The sequence below is a fragment of the Buchnera aphidicola (Sipha maydis) genome, from assembly GCF_024029855.1.
Taxonomy (GTDB): Bacteria; Pseudomonadota; Gammaproteobacteria; order Enterobacterales; family Enterobacteriaceae; genus Buchnera_J; species Buchnera_J aphidicola_BI.
Genome location: NZ_CP097205.1, coordinates 258,186 through 275,285, shown reverse-complemented (window position 1 = coordinate 275,285; position 17,100 = coordinate 258,186). Strand labels below are relative to the sequence as shown.

General features: G+C 25.0%; 12 protein-coding genes, 1 tRNA gene and 2 rRNA genes. 5 read left to right on the top strand and 10 right to left on the bottom strand.

Annotated features, from left to right (window positions below; all coding sequences use genetic code 11):
* Nucleotides 1–105 precede the first annotated feature (105 nt).
* From M3Y47_RS01225 to cspE, 3 genes are all read left to right on the top strand, one after another.
* Nucleotides 106–3,036: ribosomal RNA gene (locus M3Y47_RS01225) — 23S ribosomal RNA — on the top strand.
* 134 nt (nt 3,037–3,170) lie between these two features.
* Nucleotides 3,171–3,286 (top strand): 5S ribosomal RNA (gene rrf, locus M3Y47_RS01220).
* Nucleotides 3,287–3,584: 298 nt separating this feature from the next.
* The gene (gene cspE / locus M3Y47_RS01215) at nt 3,585–3,794 is read left to right on the top strand and encodes a transcription antiterminator/RNA stability regulator CspE (protein WP_252839277.1); all 210 of its coding nucleotides are present in this window, start codon (nt 3,585–3,587) and stop codon (nt 3,792–3,794) included.
* A 96-nt stretch (nt 3,795–3,890) separates the two neighbouring features.
* On the opposite strand, the gene M3Y47_RS01210 is transcribed toward cspE, so the two are convergent.
* The gene (locus tag M3Y47_RS01210) at nt 3,891–4,154 is read right to left on the bottom strand and encodes a DUF493 family protein (RefSeq protein WP_252839276.1); all 264 of its coding nucleotides are present in this window, start codon (nt 4,152–4,154) and stop codon (nt 3,891–3,893) included.
* Between the two features lie 58 nt (nt 4,155–4,212).
* Here M3Y47_RS01210 and cysS point away from each other — a divergent pair, with 58 nt between their 5' ends.
* Complete coding sequence (gene cysS, locus M3Y47_RS01205) at nt 4,213–5,601, top strand: cysteine--tRNA ligase (RefSeq protein ID WP_252839275.1); 1,389 nt, start codon at nt 4,213–4,215, stop codon at nt 5,599–5,601.
* Nucleotides 5,602–5,614: 13 nt separating this feature from the next.
* On the opposite strand, the gene folD is transcribed toward cysS, so the two are convergent.
* A complete protein-coding gene (gene folD, locus M3Y47_RS01200; protein WP_252839274.1) occupies nt 5,615–6,478 on the bottom strand; it encodes a bifunctional methylenetetrahydrofolate dehydrogenase/methenyltetrahydrofolate cyclohydrolase FolD in 864 nt (287 codons plus the stop codon).
* A 206-nt stretch (nt 6,479–6,684) separates the two neighbouring features.
* Here folD and M3Y47_RS01195 point away from each other — a divergent pair.
* Nucleotides 6,685–6,758 (top strand) — tRNA-Arg (locus M3Y47_RS01195).
* On the opposite strand, the gene M3Y47_RS01190 is transcribed toward M3Y47_RS01195, so the two are convergent.
* The 8 genes from M3Y47_RS01190 to lon all read right to left on the bottom strand — a co-directional run bounded on the left by M3Y47_RS01190 (nt 6,732) and on the right by lon (nt 17,100).
* Nucleotides 6,732–7,421: an adenylate kinase family protein gene (locus M3Y47_RS01190; RefSeq protein ID WP_252839273.1), complete on the bottom strand. Its 690-nt coding sequence runs from the start codon at nt 7,419–7,421 to the stop codon at nt 6,732–6,734. The genes M3Y47_RS01195 and M3Y47_RS01190 overlap by 27 nt on opposite strands.
* Nucleotides 7,422–7,474: 53 nt before the next feature.
* Nucleotides 7,475–7,807, bottom strand: a complete 333-nt coding sequence (locus M3Y47_RS01185) for a YbaB/EbfC family nucleoid-associated protein (RefSeq protein ID WP_252839272.1) — start codon at nt 7,805–7,807, stop codon at nt 7,475–7,477.
* Nucleotides 7,808–7,866: 59 nt separating this feature from the next.
* A complete protein-coding gene (gene dnaX, locus M3Y47_RS01180; protein WP_252839271.1) occupies nt 7,867–8,952 on the bottom strand; it encodes a DNA polymerase III subunit gamma/tau in 1,086 nt (361 codons plus the stop codon).
* A 285-nt stretch (nt 8,953–9,237) separates the two neighbouring features.
* Nucleotides 9,238–10,995 carry a SmdB family multidrug efflux ABC transporter permease/ATP-binding protein gene (locus M3Y47_RS01170; RefSeq protein WP_252839270.1) on the bottom strand — a complete coding sequence of 586 codons (1,758 nt, stop codon included), beginning with the start codon at nt 10,993–10,995 and terminating at the stop codon, nt 9,238–9,240.
* 68 nt (nt 10,996–11,063) lie between these two features.
* A complete protein-coding gene (locus M3Y47_RS01165; protein ID WP_252839269.1) occupies nt 11,064–12,776 on the bottom strand; it encodes an ABC transporter transmembrane domain-containing protein in 1,713 nt (570 codons plus the stop codon).
* A 113-nt stretch (nt 12,777–12,889) separates the two neighbouring features.
* Entirely contained in the window at nt 12,890–13,603 is a 714-nt protein-coding gene (locus M3Y47_RS01160) for a hypothetical protein (protein ID WP_252839268.1), read from the bottom strand.
* A 37-nt stretch (nt 13,604–13,640) separates the two neighbouring features.
* Nucleotides 13,641–14,699 carry a DUF2486 family protein gene (locus tag M3Y47_RS01155; RefSeq protein ID WP_252839267.1) on the bottom strand — a complete coding sequence of 353 codons (1,059 nt, stop codon included), beginning with the start codon at nt 14,697–14,699 and terminating at the stop codon, nt 13,641–13,643.
* 67 nt (nt 14,700–14,766) lie between these two features.
* The gene (gene lon / locus M3Y47_RS01150) at nt 14,767–17,100 is read right to left on the bottom strand and encodes an endopeptidase La (protein WP_252839266.1); all 2,334 of its coding nucleotides are present in this window, start codon (nt 17,098–17,100) and stop codon (nt 14,767–14,769) included.

The following is a 17,100-nucleotide window of genomic DNA, read 5'->3' as shown; positions in this document are numbered from 1 at the left end:
TTTAATAAAAGTATTTAAGTTTTTATTTTTTAGTTCTTTAAAAATTCGGAAACAAGTATAAAATAAATTTATATTAAAAAACCAAAAGACACCTGTGGGTTGTAAGGTTAAGTAAAATAAGCGTACATGGTGAATGCCTTGGCAGTCAGAGGCGATGAAGGACGTGCTAATCTGCGAAAAGCGCCGGTAAGTTGATAAGAAACGTTATTAGCCGACGATATCCGAATGGGGAAACCCATCACATTTTTATGTGATATTATTTATTGAATATATAAATAAATAAAGCAAACCAGGGGAACTGAAACATCTAAGTACCTTGAGGAAAAGAAATCAATTGAGATTCCCTAAGTAGTGGCGAGCGAAAAGGGAAAAGCCCTGAGTAATAATTATATTATATTTTTTAATAGAATAATTTTGGAAAAATTAGCGATACAAGGTGAAAGCCCCGTATATGAAAAAAAATATATTATAAGCTCAAAAAGTAGAACGAGACACGTGAAATCTTGTTTGAAGATAGGGGGACCATCCTCTAAGGCTAAATACTCCTGACTGACCGATAGTGAACTAGTACCGTGAGGGAAAGGTTAAAAGAACCCCTGTTAGGGGAGTGAAATAGATCCTGAAACCGTGTACGTACAAGCAGTAGGAGCTCAATTTTTTAGAGTGACTGCGTACCTTTTGTATAATGGGTCAGCGACTTGTACTCTGTAGCAAGGTTAACCGAAATTTTTAAGGGGAGCCGTAGGGAAACCGAGTCTAAAATGGGCGAATTAGTTGCAGGGTACAGACCCGAAACCCGGTGATCTAGCCACGGGCAGGTTGAAAATTAGGTAAAACTAATTGGAGGACCGAACCGACTGATGTTGAAAAATCAGCGGATGACCTATGGTTAGGGGTGAAAGGCCAATCAAACCGGGAGATAGCTGGTTCTCCTCGAAAGCTATTTAGGTAGCGCCTCGTGAATTCATCTATAGGGGTAGAGCACTGTTTCTGTTATGGGGGTCATACCGACTTACTAGGCCGATGCAAACTCCGAATACTATAGAATGCTATCACGGGAGACACACAGCGGGTGCTAACGTTCGTTGTGGAAAGGGAAACAACCCAGATCGCCAGCTAAGGTCCCAAAATTATAGTTAAGTGGGAAACGATGTGAGAAGGCAAAAACAGCCAGGATGTTGGCTTAGAAGCAGCCATCATTTAAAGAAAGCGTAATAGCTCACTGGTCAAGTCGGCTTGCGCGGAAGATTTAACGGGGCTAAACTATATACCGAAGCTGCGGCAGTAAAATTTTTACTGGGTAGAGGAGCGTTCTGTAAACTGTTGAAGATACATTGTAAAATGTATTGGAGGAATCAGAAGTGCGAATGCTGACATGAGTAACGATAAAGCAGGTGAAAAACCTGCTCGCTGAAAAACTAAGGTTTCCTGTCCAACGTTAATCGAGGCAGGGTAAGCCGACCCCTAAGGCGAGGCTGAAAAGCGTAGTCGATGGACAACAGGTTAATATTCCTGTGCTTGAATTTATTGCGAAGGGAGGACGAAAAAGGTTAGATTATCCAAGCGATGGTTGTCTTGGTTTAAACGTGTAGACGTGAATATTTAGGAAAATCCGAATATTTGTTAAGTTAAGGCGTGATGACGAGTTATTACGGTAACAAAGTAATTGATACCATGTTTCCAAGAAAATTCTCTAAGCATCAGATAAATTCAAATCGTACCACAAACCGACACAGGTAGTTAGGTAGAGTATACTAAAGCGCTTGAGAGAACCCAGGTGAAGGAACTAGGCAAAATGGTGCCGTAACTTCGGGAGAAGGCACGCTAACACGTAAGTAATAGGATTTACTTCTAAAGCTGAAGTTAGTCGAAGATACCAGCTAGCTGCAACTGTTTATTAAAAACACAGCACTGTGCAAACATGAAAATGGAAGTATACGGTGTGACGCCTGCCCGGTGCCGGAAGGTTAAGTGGAAAGGTTAGAATGAAAGTTCAAAGCTTTGAAATGAAGCCCCGGTAAACGGCGGCCGTAACTATAACGGTCCTAAGGTAGCGAAATTCCTTGTCGGGTAAGTTCCGACCTGCACGAATGGCGTAATGATGGCCAGGCTGTCTCCACCCGAGACTCAGTGAAATTGAACTCGCTGTGAAGATGCAGTGTACCCGCGGCAAGACGGAAAGACCCCGTGAACCTTTACTATAGCTTGACATTGAATATTGATATTTAATGTGTAGGATAGGTGGGAGGCATTGAATCTGATGCGCCAGCATCAGTGGAGCCACACTTGAAATACCACCCTTTAAATATTAATATTCTAACCTAGTACCGTAAACCGGTACAGAGACAATGTCTGGTGGGTAGTTTGACTGGGGCGGTCTCCTCCTAAAGAGTAACGGAGGAGTACAAAGATTGGCTAGTTACGGTTGGAAATCGTAATTTTCGTGCAAAGGCATAAGCCAGTTTAACTGAGAGCGTGATGACGCGATCAGATGCGAAAGCAGGTCTTAGTGATCCGGTGGTTCTGAATGGAATGGCCATCGCTCAACAGATAAAAGGTACTCCGGGGATAACAGGCTAATACCGCCCAAGAGTTCATATCGACGGCGGTGTTTGGCACCTCGATGTCGGCTCATCACATCCTGGGGCTGAAGTAGGTCCCAAGGGTATGGCTGTTCGCCATTTAAAGTGGTACGCGAGCTGGGTTTAGAACGTCGTGAGACAGTTCGGTCCCTATCTGCCGTGGGCGTTGGAAGATTGAGGGGGGTCTATTTCTAGTACGAGAGGACCGAAGTGGACGTATCACTGGTGTTCGGGTTGTCATGCCAATGGCATTGCCCGGTAGCTATATACGGAAAAGATAAGTGTTGAAAGCATCTAAACACGAAACTTGCCCCAAGATTAATCTTCCCTGAAACTTTCTTTAAAAGAAAGTTTACTGAAGGGTCGTTGTAGACTACGACGTAGATAGGCTAGATGTGTAAGCACAGTAATGTGTTAAGCTAACTAGTACTAATTTCCCGAGAGGCTTAACCTTACAACGCCAGAGGTGTTTTAAGAAAATAATTTTATTTTAATAAAGGCTTGTTTTCCGATTTTTTATAAAAATTTTTATATATTAGTATTTTAATATTATATTAGAATAATATTCTATAAAAATTTTTTTAATAGTCTGGTAAAAATAGTGTAATGGAACCACCTGAATCCATTCCGAACTCAGAAGTGAAACGTTATAACGCCAATGGTAGTGCAGGGTTTCCCTGTGTGAGAGTAGGACATCTCCAGACTATTAAATTGATTAAATAGTTTTATTTTATTTATTTTTATACATTCTATTTAATAAATTAAATAATTTTTTATAATTTTTTTTTTAAATAAAATTATTTCAAGAATAATAAATGTGATGATTTTGTATTTTATTTTTAAACGTTTCTATAAATTTTATTTGTAATTTAATATTTAAAAATTTTTATTTTTTTTAATTTATTGTTCAGATAATTTTTTGTATATATGTTTGATAAAAAATTTTAAAATTTAGCATTTAATATAAGAATTATATTTATTTTCATGTAAAGGTAATAAAAGATGTCTAAGATTAAAGGTAATGTTAAATGGTTTAATGAATCAAAAGGTTTTGGATTTATTACTCCTGAAGATGGAAGTAAAGATGTTTTTGTGCATTTTTCAGCGATTCAAAGTAATGGATTTAAAACTTTAGCAGAAGGGCAAAGTGTAGAATTTGAGATTACGGAAGGAGAAAAAGGTCCATCTGCAACTAACGTTACCAGTATATAATTTTAATTAATATTTTAAATTAATAAATAATTTACGAAATATTAAAACTGTTCAGTACATAACATCTTTAAAGTACTGAACAGAAAATTTTTTCTTTTAAAAAATTATTTTTACAAATTTCATATAACCAATATTTTCATAAACATATTTTATTTCATGAAAATCTTTTGCATAAATAATAATTTCATAAGATAAATATTTTTTTTTCGCACTCATTTTAATTTTTTTTTTTTGAATAATAATTTTTTTTTTATTTAATATAAAATTTATTTTTTTTATAATATTTTTTTTGTTAAAACATATAATTTTAAACATGAATAAAGTAGGAAAATTTAATATTTTTTCTATTTTTTTGTACATAATTTTATTTTTTATAAAAAAATTTTATTTAAAGAGAAAATATCGATCGAGAAAATAAATGTTAAAAATATTTAATACTTTAACTCGAAAAAAAGAAATTTTCAAACCAATTGAAAAAAAAAAAATTTCTCTATACGTTTGTGGTGTTACTGTATATGATTATTGTCATATTGGTCATGCACGAACATTTATATTTTTCGATGTTGTTAATAGATATTTTAAAAAATTAGGTTATAAAGTTAAATATGTCAGAAATATTACAGATATTGATGATAAAATTATTTTAAAATCGAAATTAAAAAAGATTGATTATAAAATTTTAACTAAAAAAATGATTAATTCAATGACAATTGATTTTGATCATCTTAACATTTTAAAGCCAGATTTTGAACCTCTTGTTACAAATCATATCTCAGAAATTATTTCTTTTATTAGTATTTTGTTAAAAAAAAAATATGCTTATATAAATTTTAATGGAGATGTTGTTTTTCCTATTAATAAATTCAAAAATTATGGAGAATTATCTAGAAAAAAATATATAAAAAAAGATTATAATAATACAATATATTCTGAAAAAAATGATTTTATTTTATGGAAAAAAAGTAAAAATACAGAATTTTTTTGGGATTCACCATGGGGAAACGGAAGACCTGGATGGCATATAGAATGTTCTACAATTTGTTATAAGTATTTTGGTTCGAGTTTAGATATACATGGTGGTGGTAGTGATTTAATTTTTCCACATCATGAAAATGAAAATGCTCAATCTATTTGTTTTAATCAAAAAAAGTATGTAAATTATTGGATGCATACTGGAATGATAATTCTAAATAATAGAAAAATGTCTAAATCATATGGAAACATTTTTTTAATAAAAGATTTAAAAAATAAATTTTTATCAGATGCAATACGTCATTATTTTCTCTCTACAAATTATCGTCATCCAATTTATTATAATATTGAGAATTTAAGAAATTCTGAAAAAGTAATAAAGAAATTTTATTTTTGTATCAATTTAATTCATATAAATAAAAATAAAATTAATTTTAAAAATAATTCATGTAAATATATTAATTTATTTAAACAATATATGGATAATAATTTTAATACTCGAGAAGCTTTATTTATTTTATTACGATTATCTAAAAAAATAATTTATTTATATAAATCTGAAAATTTTCAAAAAGCACAGTTTTTTTCTGAAAAATTATTTTATTTAGGTAAAATTTTAGGTTTTTTTTTGTTCAAAGATTTTCGTCAAGATGAAAATAATTTAAATAAAGAAAATTCAAAATTAAAAAAAATTAAAAAGTTAGTAAAATTACGAGAACAAGCAAGAAAGTTAAATTTATGGGAAAAATCTGATTTTTTAAGAGAAAAATTGATAAAATTAGGAGTTTATGTAGAAGATCAAAAAGATAAGACTTTTTGGAAAATTGTTGAATAATTTTTTATTATTTTTATGAATTTTTATCGTAATATTTTTCACAAGCAAAAATAGTATTTTTTAGTAAACTAATTACTGTCATCGGTCCTACGCCTCCTGGAACTGGAGTTATATATGACGCTTTTTTATAAATTGAATCAAAATCAACATCTCCTACTATTTTACCATTTTTTAATTTATTAATTCCTACATCAATAATGATTGCTCCTTTTTTAATCCACTCTCCTTTTAAAAATTTCGCTTTTCCAATAGCAATAACAATTAAATCTGCATTTTTAATATATTTATATATATTTTTTGTAAATCTATGTGTAATTGTTGTTGTACATCCTTCTAATAGAAATTCTAGCATCATCGGTCTACCAACAATATTAGATGCACCTATTACCAATGCATGCATGCCTTTTAGTCGAATTTTATATTTTCTTAAAAGTGTTATTATCCCTAATGGAGTACATGCTCTTAAATTTGGTTTTCTTTGACATAAAAGTCCAGTATTTAATGGATGAAATCCATCTACGTCTTTTTTATAAGATATTTTTTTTAAAATATTTAATGTATTTATTTTTTTTGGAAGAGGTAATTGAACAAGAATGCCATGAATTTTTTTATTTTGATTTAATTTTTTTATTTTTTTTATTATTTTTTTTTCTGTTATTTGATCATTTAAATGATATATTTTTGATATGATTCCGATTTTATTACATGCAATTTTTTTATTTTTTACATAAATTTTAGAAGAAGGATCATTTCCAATTAAAACGACAGCTAATCCTGGAATAATAAGTTTATTTTTTTTCCGTAATAATATTTTTTTTTTTAATTTTTTTTGTATTTTTTTTGCGATTTTTATTCCATTAATAATTTTTGCGATCATATATTTCTCGTTTTTATTTTATTTTTTTAAAATATTTTTTAATTTTTTTTTTTTTTTTTTTTTTTTTTTTTTGTATTTTTTATAATCATAGAAATTTTTTTAGATAGTAATATTTTTAATGATATTAAAAATAATTTACTAGTATTTTAAAAAAAAATAATTTATAATAATGAAGAGTAATTATTTTTATATAAAAAAATTTATAAGCGCTTTTAGCTCAGTTGGATAGAGCAACGGCCTTCTAAGCCGTGGGTCACAGGTTCGAATCCTGTAAAGCGCATTTTTTAAAAAATAATTTATTAAAAATTTTTTTGATTGTATTTTGAATAGAAATTTTATTTTTGTCTCCGTTTATTTTGATATATTTTATTTTTTTATATTTTTTTTGTTTTTCATAATATTGAGAGATTTTTTTTTGAAATAAATTAAATTCATTTAATCTTTTTTGAATAATTTTTTTGGTATCATCTTTTCTTGTAATTAATAAATCACCTGTAATATCGTCTTTGTTTTTATGTAATGGAGGATTATAGACATCATGATATACTCTTCCGGATGGTTCATGAATTTTCCTTCCTAATGCTCGTTTTAGTATATTTTTTTCTGAAACTAATAATTCTAAAACAAGATTTATTTTAAAATTATTTTTTTGAATAATTTTTGCTTGATTCAACGTACGAGGATATCCATCTAAAATATAACCTTTCATGCAATCTTTTTGCATTAATCTTTTGTTTAATAATTTAATTATTATTTTATCATTGATTAACTCTCCTTTATTAATTTTTTTTTGGATTTTTTTATATTTTGTATTATTTTTTTTGTTAATAATTTTTCGCAATAAATCTCCTATTGATATTTTTGGTATTTTATATTTTTCTGAAATAAATGTTGCTTGTGTCCCTTTTCCAGAATTTGGTGCTCCTATTAAAATAATACGCATTTGATCTCGCTTTTAATGATAAATTTTTTGAAAATTCATTGTGAAAAAATTTTTTATATGTTTAAATTGATATCTTTTGGAAGAGGAATTCCTTGAGAAATTTTAGCCAGTCTTTTTTTTCTTTCTTCAGAAATTTTAACAAGAGCATTATTAAATGCAGCTACTATTAAATCTTCAATAATTTCTTTCTCTTCTTCTTTAAATAAAGTCGAATCAATTTCTATTTTTTTACAATGATGTTTTCCTGTCAATGTAATTTTAATCAATCCTGCTCCAGATTCTCCTATTACAGTTATAGAATTTATTTCTTTTTTTATATTTTTCATATTTTCTTGCATTTTTTGTGCTTGTTTCATTAAATTTCCTAAATTATTTTTATTAAACATAGTTTTCTCTTTGTTATTTTTTTTTTTTTTATAAAATTTTATTTTTAATAGAGTATTTTTTATATTTCTATTGTTTGCAATAAAGTAAGTTCCATACCAATTTTTTTTGAAGGTGCATATGATAGATCTTTTCTTCCATTTAAAAGAATTGAGTAACATTTTTGAATTTCTTTAATATTTTTTCTTTTAGAAATTTTTTTTAAAATTTTTATATGATTTTTATTATATTTTTCTGATTTCCAATGGACTGAGCATAATTTTAATATATATATATAATATAATAATTTTAATAATTCTATTAATATTTGGTCCGGTTCAATATCTAAAGATAAAATTTTTTCTTGTAAAAAAAATATTTTTTTTATATCTTTCTTTAAGATTGCTGATATTAAATTTATAAAATTTTCGTATTTATATTTTCCTAACATTTTTTGAACTTTTTTTTCGATAATTTTACCATTTCCTATTGCGATTGCTTGTTCTAATAAACTTAATGCATCTCTCATACTACCGTCTGCTGAAGAAGCGATAAGTTTTAATGTATTTTTTTCAAAAAATATTTTTTCAGAGTTTAGTATTTTTTTTAATTGATTTTTAATTTTTTTTGATTTTATTTTTTTTAAATGTAATAGTATACATCTTGAAACAATGGTTTTAGGTATTTTTTCTATATTTGTTGTTGCTAATATAAATTTAACATGTTTTGGAGGTTCTTCTAATGTTTTAAGTAGGGCATTAAAACTATATCTAGATAACATATGAACTTCATCAATTAAGAATATTTTAAATCTTTCTTTTATAGGAGAATATTTTGAGTTTTCTAGTAATTCTTTAATATCTTCGACTTTAGTTTTTGAAGCTGCATCTATCTCAATTAAATCTGGACTATAATTTTTTTTTATTTCCGTACAAGAACTACATTTTTTACATGGATTGATAGAAATTTTTTTTTGACAATTTAAACATTTCGCTAAAATCCGTGCAATTGTTGTTTTTCCTATTCCTCTTGTTCCACATAAAATCCATGCTTGATGTATTTTTTTTAATTTTATACTATTAGATAACGCTTTTATTATATATTTTTGACCGATAACTTCTGTAAAGTTTTCTGGTCTCCATTTTCTTGCAAAAACCTGATAAGTCATATTTTTTTTTATTTAAAAATAATTTATATTTTATATGCTATCATAATTAAAATTAATTTTCATTAATGATAGGTAAATACTTTTTTGAATATAAAAAGAAATCTTGTTTTTTTTTAAAAAATAATGTATATTCAAAATAGAATTTTTTTTAAGTGCTTTATAAGTAAAGCTATATGATGTTTATTTGATTTAAATACTTAGTCAGGTCTGGAAAGAAGCAGCTATCTTAAGTCATGCATGCATATAGATTTTTATGAATAAAGCACTTAAAAATAAATAGTTATTTTAAAAAAAAATATTTTTTTCTTTCAGTAATTGAGAGTTGTACATTTCATAATATTTTTTCTTCATGTCCATTAGTTTTTTATGGTTTCCTTGTTCAACTATTTCACCTTTATTTAGAACTATTATTTTATCTGCTTGTGTTACTGTAGATAATCTATGTGCAATCATAATTAAAGTTGTTTTTTTTCTAATTTTAAATAACGATTTTTGAATTAATTTTTCTGTTAAAGAATCTATATTTGCTGTTGCTTCATCTAAAATTAGTATTTTTGGTTTTCTTATTAATGCTCTTGCGATAGAAATTAATTGTTTTTGACCAACTGACAAATTTTTTCCTTGTTCACTAAGATTTGTGTGAATTCCTTTGGGTAAAGATAAAATTAGTTCATTTAAATGTACTAATTTTATTATTTTAATAATTTTTTCATATTTTATTTTTTTTCCTAATGTAATATTTTTTAATATACTTACTGGTAATATAATTGGTTCTTGTTGAATTAATGAAATAGAATTTCTTAATGAAAGATGACTAATTTTTTGTATTTTTTCTTGATCTAAAAGTATTTCTCCACTATTTGGTTTATAATATCCCATTAATAGACTAGCTAATGTACTTTTTCCACTTCCAGTTTTTCCAACAAATGCAATAAATTTATTTTTTTTAACTTCTATATTGATATTTTTTAATATATATTTATCTTTTTTTTTGTATTTAAAAAATAAATTTTTAATAATAATATTTCCATTACGAATATTTTTTTTAATTAACCCATATTCTTGTTTTGGTGTGTCCATTAATTGAAAGATTCTTTCTCCAGCAACAACAGCTTTTTGTAAAAGTGGTTGCTGACTTGCTACTGAAATTAAAGGTTCATTTAAACGTGATAAATAACTAATAAAAGCATATAAAACTCCAACTTTAAATGTGTTTACATCAGACATAATACATAACAGCATAATTCCAGATAATATCATTGATGATAAAAAATTTAATAAAGGTCTTAATAGAAATCCTTCTAATTTTAGTGCTTTCATTTTATATTTATAGTGCATATGACTGGTATCAACAATTTTTTTTAAAAATTTTTTTTCTTGTTGAAATTGTTGAATTATTGTGATCCCGTTAACTATTTCATTAAATTCATGGTATATTTTAGATAAATAATGTCTAATTTTTTTTAATATAGGGATACTATAATGTTGATATGCAAAAATTATCAATAAAACAATTGGAATTAGAGTAATTGCAATACATGCCATTTTCCATGAGAGAATAAACATAGCTATTATTACTATAAATACTAGCACAGAACTATTTACAACAGATCCTAATGTTGTATCATAAAGTTCTCGAATAGATTCCGTATCATTAGTTATTTTTGAAATAATATGACCGATTGGTTGTCGATCATAAATTTTTATAGGTAACATCAATGTTGATTTCATAACGTCGTATCTTAAATTTTGAATGACTTTTATAGATACTTTATTAAATATAATATTTTGAGAATAATATAGAATTACAGATGAAACTTGTAATATAATAAATCCAATCATATTAGATAAAATAATTAATTTTGAACATTGATGTTTTTCTAAAATATTTTTTATAAAGTTACTAATTAAAATCGGTCCTAAAACTTCAGATAATGCTGCGGATAAAAGTAAAAAGATCCCTAAAAAAAGTTTTTTTTTAAAAGGTTTTCCATATTTTACTAATCTTTTTAGAGTAGGCCAAAATTTTATAAAATTATGCATGTATTATATCCTTTTATTACATTTTTTATTTTTTTCTATTTTCTTATTTTTTATAATTTTCTATTTTTTTAGAATAATGAAGCGCTATACCAATTTTTATTTTTAATTAAATGCATATGCGTTCCTCGATCAACTATTTTTCCTTTTTTCATAATAATAATTTCATTTGATTTTCTTAGTGTGGAAAGTTTATGGGAACTCATAATAATCGTAGTGTGTTTTTTTTTCCATTGAAAAAGATTTTTTAAGATTTTCTTTTCAGTACTTCCATCAACGGCAGATAAAGCATCATCTAAAATAAGAATTTCAGGTTCTAAAATTAAAGCACGAGCAATAGCTATTCTCTGTTTTTGGCCTCCTGAGAGTAAGATTCCATTTTCTCCTATTAAAGTATTATATTGATTTTTTAATTTTAAAATTTCTTTATTCATATTTACTATATCAAGATATTTTTGTACTTTTTTGTAAGTTATATTATTTTTTCCAAAAGTAATATTATTTAAAATGGTATCAGAAAATAAAAATGTTTCTTGATTTACTACTGCAATTTTTTTTTTCCATTGTTTTAGTTTATATTTATATAATGGTGTATTTCCATATAAAATTTTTCCAGAAGAAGTGTCAAAATTTCTTTGTATAAGTTGAAATAAAGTACTTTTTCCAGATCCTGTAGGTCCACATACTCCTAATGTGTTTCCATTTTTGATAGATATAAATATATTTTTTAATGATGGTTTTTTATTTTTTTTATAAAAAAATTTTTTAATTTTTATTGTTATATTTTTTGGTTTTTTTGGAATATTTTTATTTCCACTGGTAACAGAAATAGGAAAATTTATTATTTTTTGTATTCTGTTCCATGCTGAACTTCCTCTTTCAACAATATTAAACATCCATGCTAATGCTAACATAGGCCAAATCATTAAACCAAGATACATAATAAAACTTGTTAATTGACCTAATGTAATTACTTTATTCCAAACTAACCAGCTTCCACTAGAAACAGCTAGAAGATTGGATAGAGCAATAGACAAATATATTACTGGATCAAATTTTGCATCTACTTTTGCTACTTCAATATTTTTTTTACTAGATTTTTTTATTAATTTTAAAAATTCATCTAGTTGTATTTTTTCTAATCCAAATGCTCTAACCATTCTGATACTTGTAAGAATTTCTTGAGTTTTATTATTAACGATAGAAAAAGATTTTTGATATTCAAAAAATTTTCTATGTAGCTCTTTTCCATATTTTTTAATAAAAATTGTCATAATTGGCATAGGAATTAATGTAAATAATGTTAATTTATAGCTGATTTGTGTACACATTACTATTAAAACAGAAAGTCCCATTACTGTTGAGTCAACTAATGTTAATACACCTTCTCCTGCTGCAAAAACAATTCTTTCAATATCGTTACTAACACGTGTAATTAGATCTCCAGTTCTATTTTGTAAGTAGAAATCTGAGTTTTGTTTAATAATTGCTTTATAAAATAAAGCTCTTAATTTAATTGCTAATTTATATGATGCTCCAAAAAGTAATATTCTCCATATATATCTTAAAACGTATATTGAGAATGCTATAAATATCATTATATAAATCCATTTAATGGATTCCTGAAAAGAAGCATTTTTTTTTATGATTGAGTCAACTAAAATTCCTACTATTTTAGGAGGAATAATTTGCATGAATGAAATTATAATTAATATTAGTACAGATCCTAAATATCTTTTCCATTCTTTTATAAAATACCAACCTAGTTGCTTAAATAATCTCACAAGAAAATCCTAATTTTAAATATTAATTACATGTGTTTAATTAATTCGATATATATTTAAAAAAATTTTAAGTATGTCGCACTATTTGTTTCTTTACTTTTTATTCATAATTTTTAAAAGAAATTTTCATTCTCTAATTTTAGTTTTAAAAATATTTTTTTTAGATATAAAGTACATGTTGTATATAAAATATATTTTTTTTTATTAGATAGTTGTGTATAAAATTTTTTATATATTTTTAAAATAATCCATTTATTTTTATAATTTGTGATTCTCATATAAATTGGTTTTATTTTAATTATTTTTTTTACGGTGTATCTTTTTAAATAAAAATTTTTATTTTGATGCAAAATATATTTTTTTTGTTTAAATCTAATATTTTTTTGATTAAGCATATTAGATGATTTTTTTTGTATTTTTGGTTTTATTTTTTTTAATTTTTTTAATGAAATTATTTTGGATTGATTTATTTTCATCAAATAAATTATTTTTTTTTCAACCATTTTTAATGGTTGAGGTATTGATTGCGTCAATTTTTTTATTTGTATCATATATTTATTTTTATTATCTAAAATAAGATAATTAATTTTTTTTTTTTTATTTACTATATTTTTTTTTTGCTTTACTAAAAATTTTTTTATATTCTTTTTATTTAATATTTGAGGAATATCATTGATTAAGAACTTTTGTGTTTTTTGATTTTTTACATTACATTCTTGTTTTGTTAAACAAGAATAGTTTTTTTGATTTATAGATAAAAAATTTTTTTTACAAATTTTTTTATTTTTTTTTTTTTTATTTAGATACCTCGTTTGTAAAACAATCATTTTTTTTTTTATATTGTAATTGAAAGTATTGTTTTTTTTATCTTTTTGATATTTTTTTTTTTTTGAAATAATTTTGATTAAATGGTTCTTCTGTAAATTTTTTTTTTTTTGTAAGAAATATTTTTATAAATTTAATTTTAAATATTTTATTTTTATCAAACAATTTTTTATTTTTTATATAAAAATTTTGTATGTCTCTTTTTATTACATGTTGTTGTGAAAATATTTTTTTTATACTAATTTTGGATATTCGACATAAAAATTTTTTTGAATAAGTTTTAATAATTTTGTGTGTTTCGTTTTTGCATAAAAGTTTTAATAAGAATATTTTATTAAAAAAAAAATTTTTTAAAGAAAAATTATTACTAGAATCTAAATTTTTTTTTATTAATTTATTTTTTTTTTTTTTTATGAAAAAATTTTTTGGAATAATTTGTGATGTGTTATTTATCTTAATTAATGTTTTTTTTTTTTTATTTTTAATTAAAACATTATAAATAAAATGACATTTTTTATTTCCATATAAAAAATTAGAAGAATAAGTTAACAATTTTTTATGTTCAGAGTGTTTTTTATGTGATTTTTTTTGTTTTTTATTTTTATTTGATGTGTGGTGGTGATGGTCTGGTGTTTTATGTTCTGGGTGGTGATGGTCTGGTGTTTTATGTTTTGGTTGGTGATGGTCTGGTGTTTTATGTTCTGGTTGGTGATGGTCTGGTGTTTTATGTTCTGGTTGGTGATGGTCTGGTGTTTTATGTTCTGGTTGGTGATGGTCTGGTGTTTTATGTTCTGGTTGGTGATGGTCTGGTGTTTTATGTTCTGGTTGGTGATGGTCTGGTGTTTTATGTTCTGGTTGGTGATGGTCTGGTGTTTTATGTTCTGGTGTTTTTTGATTTGGTTTTTTGTGGTCTGGTGTTTTATTTACTTCGTTTTTAATAATTTTTTCAACATTGCTTGCAGAGAAAAAATTTTTATATTCTTTACTAAGATATTTTTTTACAGCAGGGATATTGGCTATGCAAATGATACTTATAAGTATAAATAGAATTTTTATGAAAAAATTTTTTTGTAATTTTTGGAAAATATTTGAATTCATTTTTTATTCCTATTAATTATATTGTTAAAAAGTTATTTTTATTTATAAATAAATTTTTAGTGCAAAATTATTTATATGGATTCTTTGTTAAAGATAATTTTAAAACTTCTTGAATATTTTTAACTAAATATATTTTTATATTTGAAAGTATTTTTCTTGGTATTTCTTTAAGATTTTTTTGATTTTCTTTAGGTATAATAATATTTTTAATTCCTTCTCTATGTGCAGCTAAAATTTTTTCTTTTAAACCTCCAATAGATAAAATATTTCCATTTAAAGTAATTTCTCCAGTCATAGCAAAGTTTGATTTTACTGGATTTTTTGTTAAAGATGATGTAAGAGATGTGCATATAGAAATTCCAGCGCTTGGTCCATCTTTTGGAGTCGATCCTTCTGGAATATGTACGTGTATATCATTTTTTTCATAAAAATTTAAAGGGATATTTAATTTTTTTGCTTGTGTTCTTATTACTGTTAAAGCAGTTTGAATTGATTCTTTCATTACTTTTCCTAAACATCCTGTGAAAGATAATTTTCCTTTTCCGAAAACACATGCAGTTTGTATTTCAAGCGTTTCACCTCCACAAGATGTCCATGCTAAACCTGTAACTTGTCCTATTTGATTTTTTTTATTTATTTTTTTTGGATTTATTTTCTTAATACCCAAATATTTTTCTAAATTTTTTCTATTTATATGTATTTTTTTAATTTTTTTATTTAGTAATATTTCTTTTACAGCTTTTCTATATATTTTTGAGATTTTTTTTTCTAAATTTCGAACTCCCGCTTCTTTTGTATAATAACGTATTATATCTATAAGTGCTGGTTTTGTAATTGATATTTCTGTTTCTTTTAATCCATTTTCTTTAATTTTTTTGGGTTTTAAATAAGATTCATATATATGTATTTTTTCATCTTCTGTATATCCATATAATTGGATAATTTCCATTCTTTCAAGCAAAGGAATAGGAATATTAAAAGAGTTTGCTGTAGCAACAAACATCACTTCAGATAAATCATAATCTACTTCTAGATAATGATCATTAAATGAAAAATTTTGTTCTGGATCTAATACTTCTAATAAAGCCGAAGATGCATCAGATCTTGATTCATAAGACATTTTATCAATTTCATCTAATAAAAATAATGGATTTTTAACTTTTGTTTTAGATATATTTTGTATAATTTTTCCTGGCATTGATCCAATATATGTTCTTCGATGTCCTCGAATTTCTGCTTCGTCTTTTATTCCTCCTAATGACATTCTAATATATTTTCTTCCTGTTGCATCTGCTATTGATTTTCCTAGAGATGTTTTTCCAACTCCTGGAGGGCCTATTAAACATAAAATGGGACCTTTTATTTTATTTTTTCTATTTTGTACCGCTAAATGTTCTAATATGCGATCTTTCACTTTTTTAATACCATAATGATCAGTATTTAATTTTAATAATGCATGAGTTAAATTTTTTTTTATTTGTGTACGTTTATTCCATGGGATTTTTATCATCCAATCAATATAATTTCTTACAACTGTTGTTTCAGAAGACATATATGGCATAAGTTTTAATCTTTTTAATTCTTTTATGACTATTTTTTCAATGTTTTTTGGCATATCAGAAGATAATATTTTTTTTTTTAACTCAGAATATTCATAAATATCAGGATCTTCTTTTCCTAGTTCTATTTGAATAGCTTTCATTTGTTCATTTAAATAATATTCTTTTTGATTTTTTTCCATTTGTTTTTTAATTCTGTTTCGTATTTTTTTTTCAATTTTAAAAATTTTAATTTCAGATTCTAACATAGTCATTAAATGATCTAATCTTTTTTTGATATCAATCGTTTCTAATATTTTTTGTTTATCAATTAAATTAGATACAATATGTATTGCAATTGTATCTGTTAATTGTTCAATACTTTTAATTTTTTGTAATGATGTCATGATATCTAATGATATTTTTTTATTCAATTGTGAATATTTTTCAAATTGATTTAACAAAGTTCTTTTTAGAATTAAATTTTCTTTTTTTTGTATCTTTTTAGAAGAAATTATTTTTATTTCTCCTAAATATATTTTTTTTTCCAAATAAAAATTGATGATTTTTGCTCTTTTTTTTCCTTCTACAAGTATTTTAACTGTTCCATCAGGTAGTTTTAATATCTGTAAAATAGATGCGATTATTCCGATTTTGAATAAATCTTCTTTTTTTGGATCATTAATAGAGTTTTTTTTTTGTGTAATAAGCATTATTTTTTTATCTTTTTTTAAAGCTTTTTCAATACATTTAATAGAATTTTTTCGCCCAACAAATAATGGAATTACCATATAAGGATATATAACAATATCTCTTAATGGAAGAATATGCATTTTAATTATTTTACAAATTTTTGATTTCAT

Coding starts and splice junctions, on each gene's coding strand:
- M3Y47_RS01185 (WP_252839272.1), bottom strand. CDS start 7,807: ATGTTTAATAAAAATAATTTAGGAAATTTAATGAAACAAGCACAAAAA.
- folD (WP_252839274.1), bottom strand. CDS start 6,478: ATGATCGCAAAAATTATTAATGGAATAAAAATCGCAAAAAAAATACAA.
- M3Y47_RS01210 (WP_252839276.1), bottom strand. CDS start 4,154: ATGTACAAAAAAATAGAAAAAATATTAAATTTTCCTACTTTATTCATG.
- M3Y47_RS01155 (WP_252839267.1), bottom strand. CDS start 14,699: ATGAATTCAAATATTTTCCAAAAATTACAAAAAAATTTTTTCATAAAA.
- dnaX (WP_252839271.1), bottom strand. CDS start 8,952: ATGACTTATCAGGTTTTTGCAAGAAAATGGAGACCAGAAAACTTTACA.
- M3Y47_RS01190 (WP_252839273.1), bottom strand. CDS start 7,421: ATGCGTATTATTTTAATAGGAGCACCAAATTCTGGAAAAGGGACACAA.
- lon (WP_252839266.1), bottom strand. CDS start 17,100: ATGAAATCAAAAATTTGTAAAATAATTAAAATGCATATTCTTCCATTA.
- cspE (WP_252839277.1), top strand. CDS start 3,585: ATGTCTAAGATTAAAGGTAATGTTAAATGGTTTAATGAATCAAAAGGT.
- M3Y47_RS01170 (WP_252839270.1), bottom strand. CDS start 10,995: ATGCATAATTTTATAAAATTTTGGCCTACTCTAAAAAGATTAGTAAAA.
- cysS (WP_252839275.1), top strand. CDS start 4,213: ATGTTAAAAATATTTAATACTTTAACTCGAAAAAAAGAAATTTTCAAA.
- M3Y47_RS01160 (WP_252839268.1), bottom strand. CDS start 13,603: ATGATTGTTTTACAAACGAGGTATCTAAATAAAAAAAAAAAAAATAAA.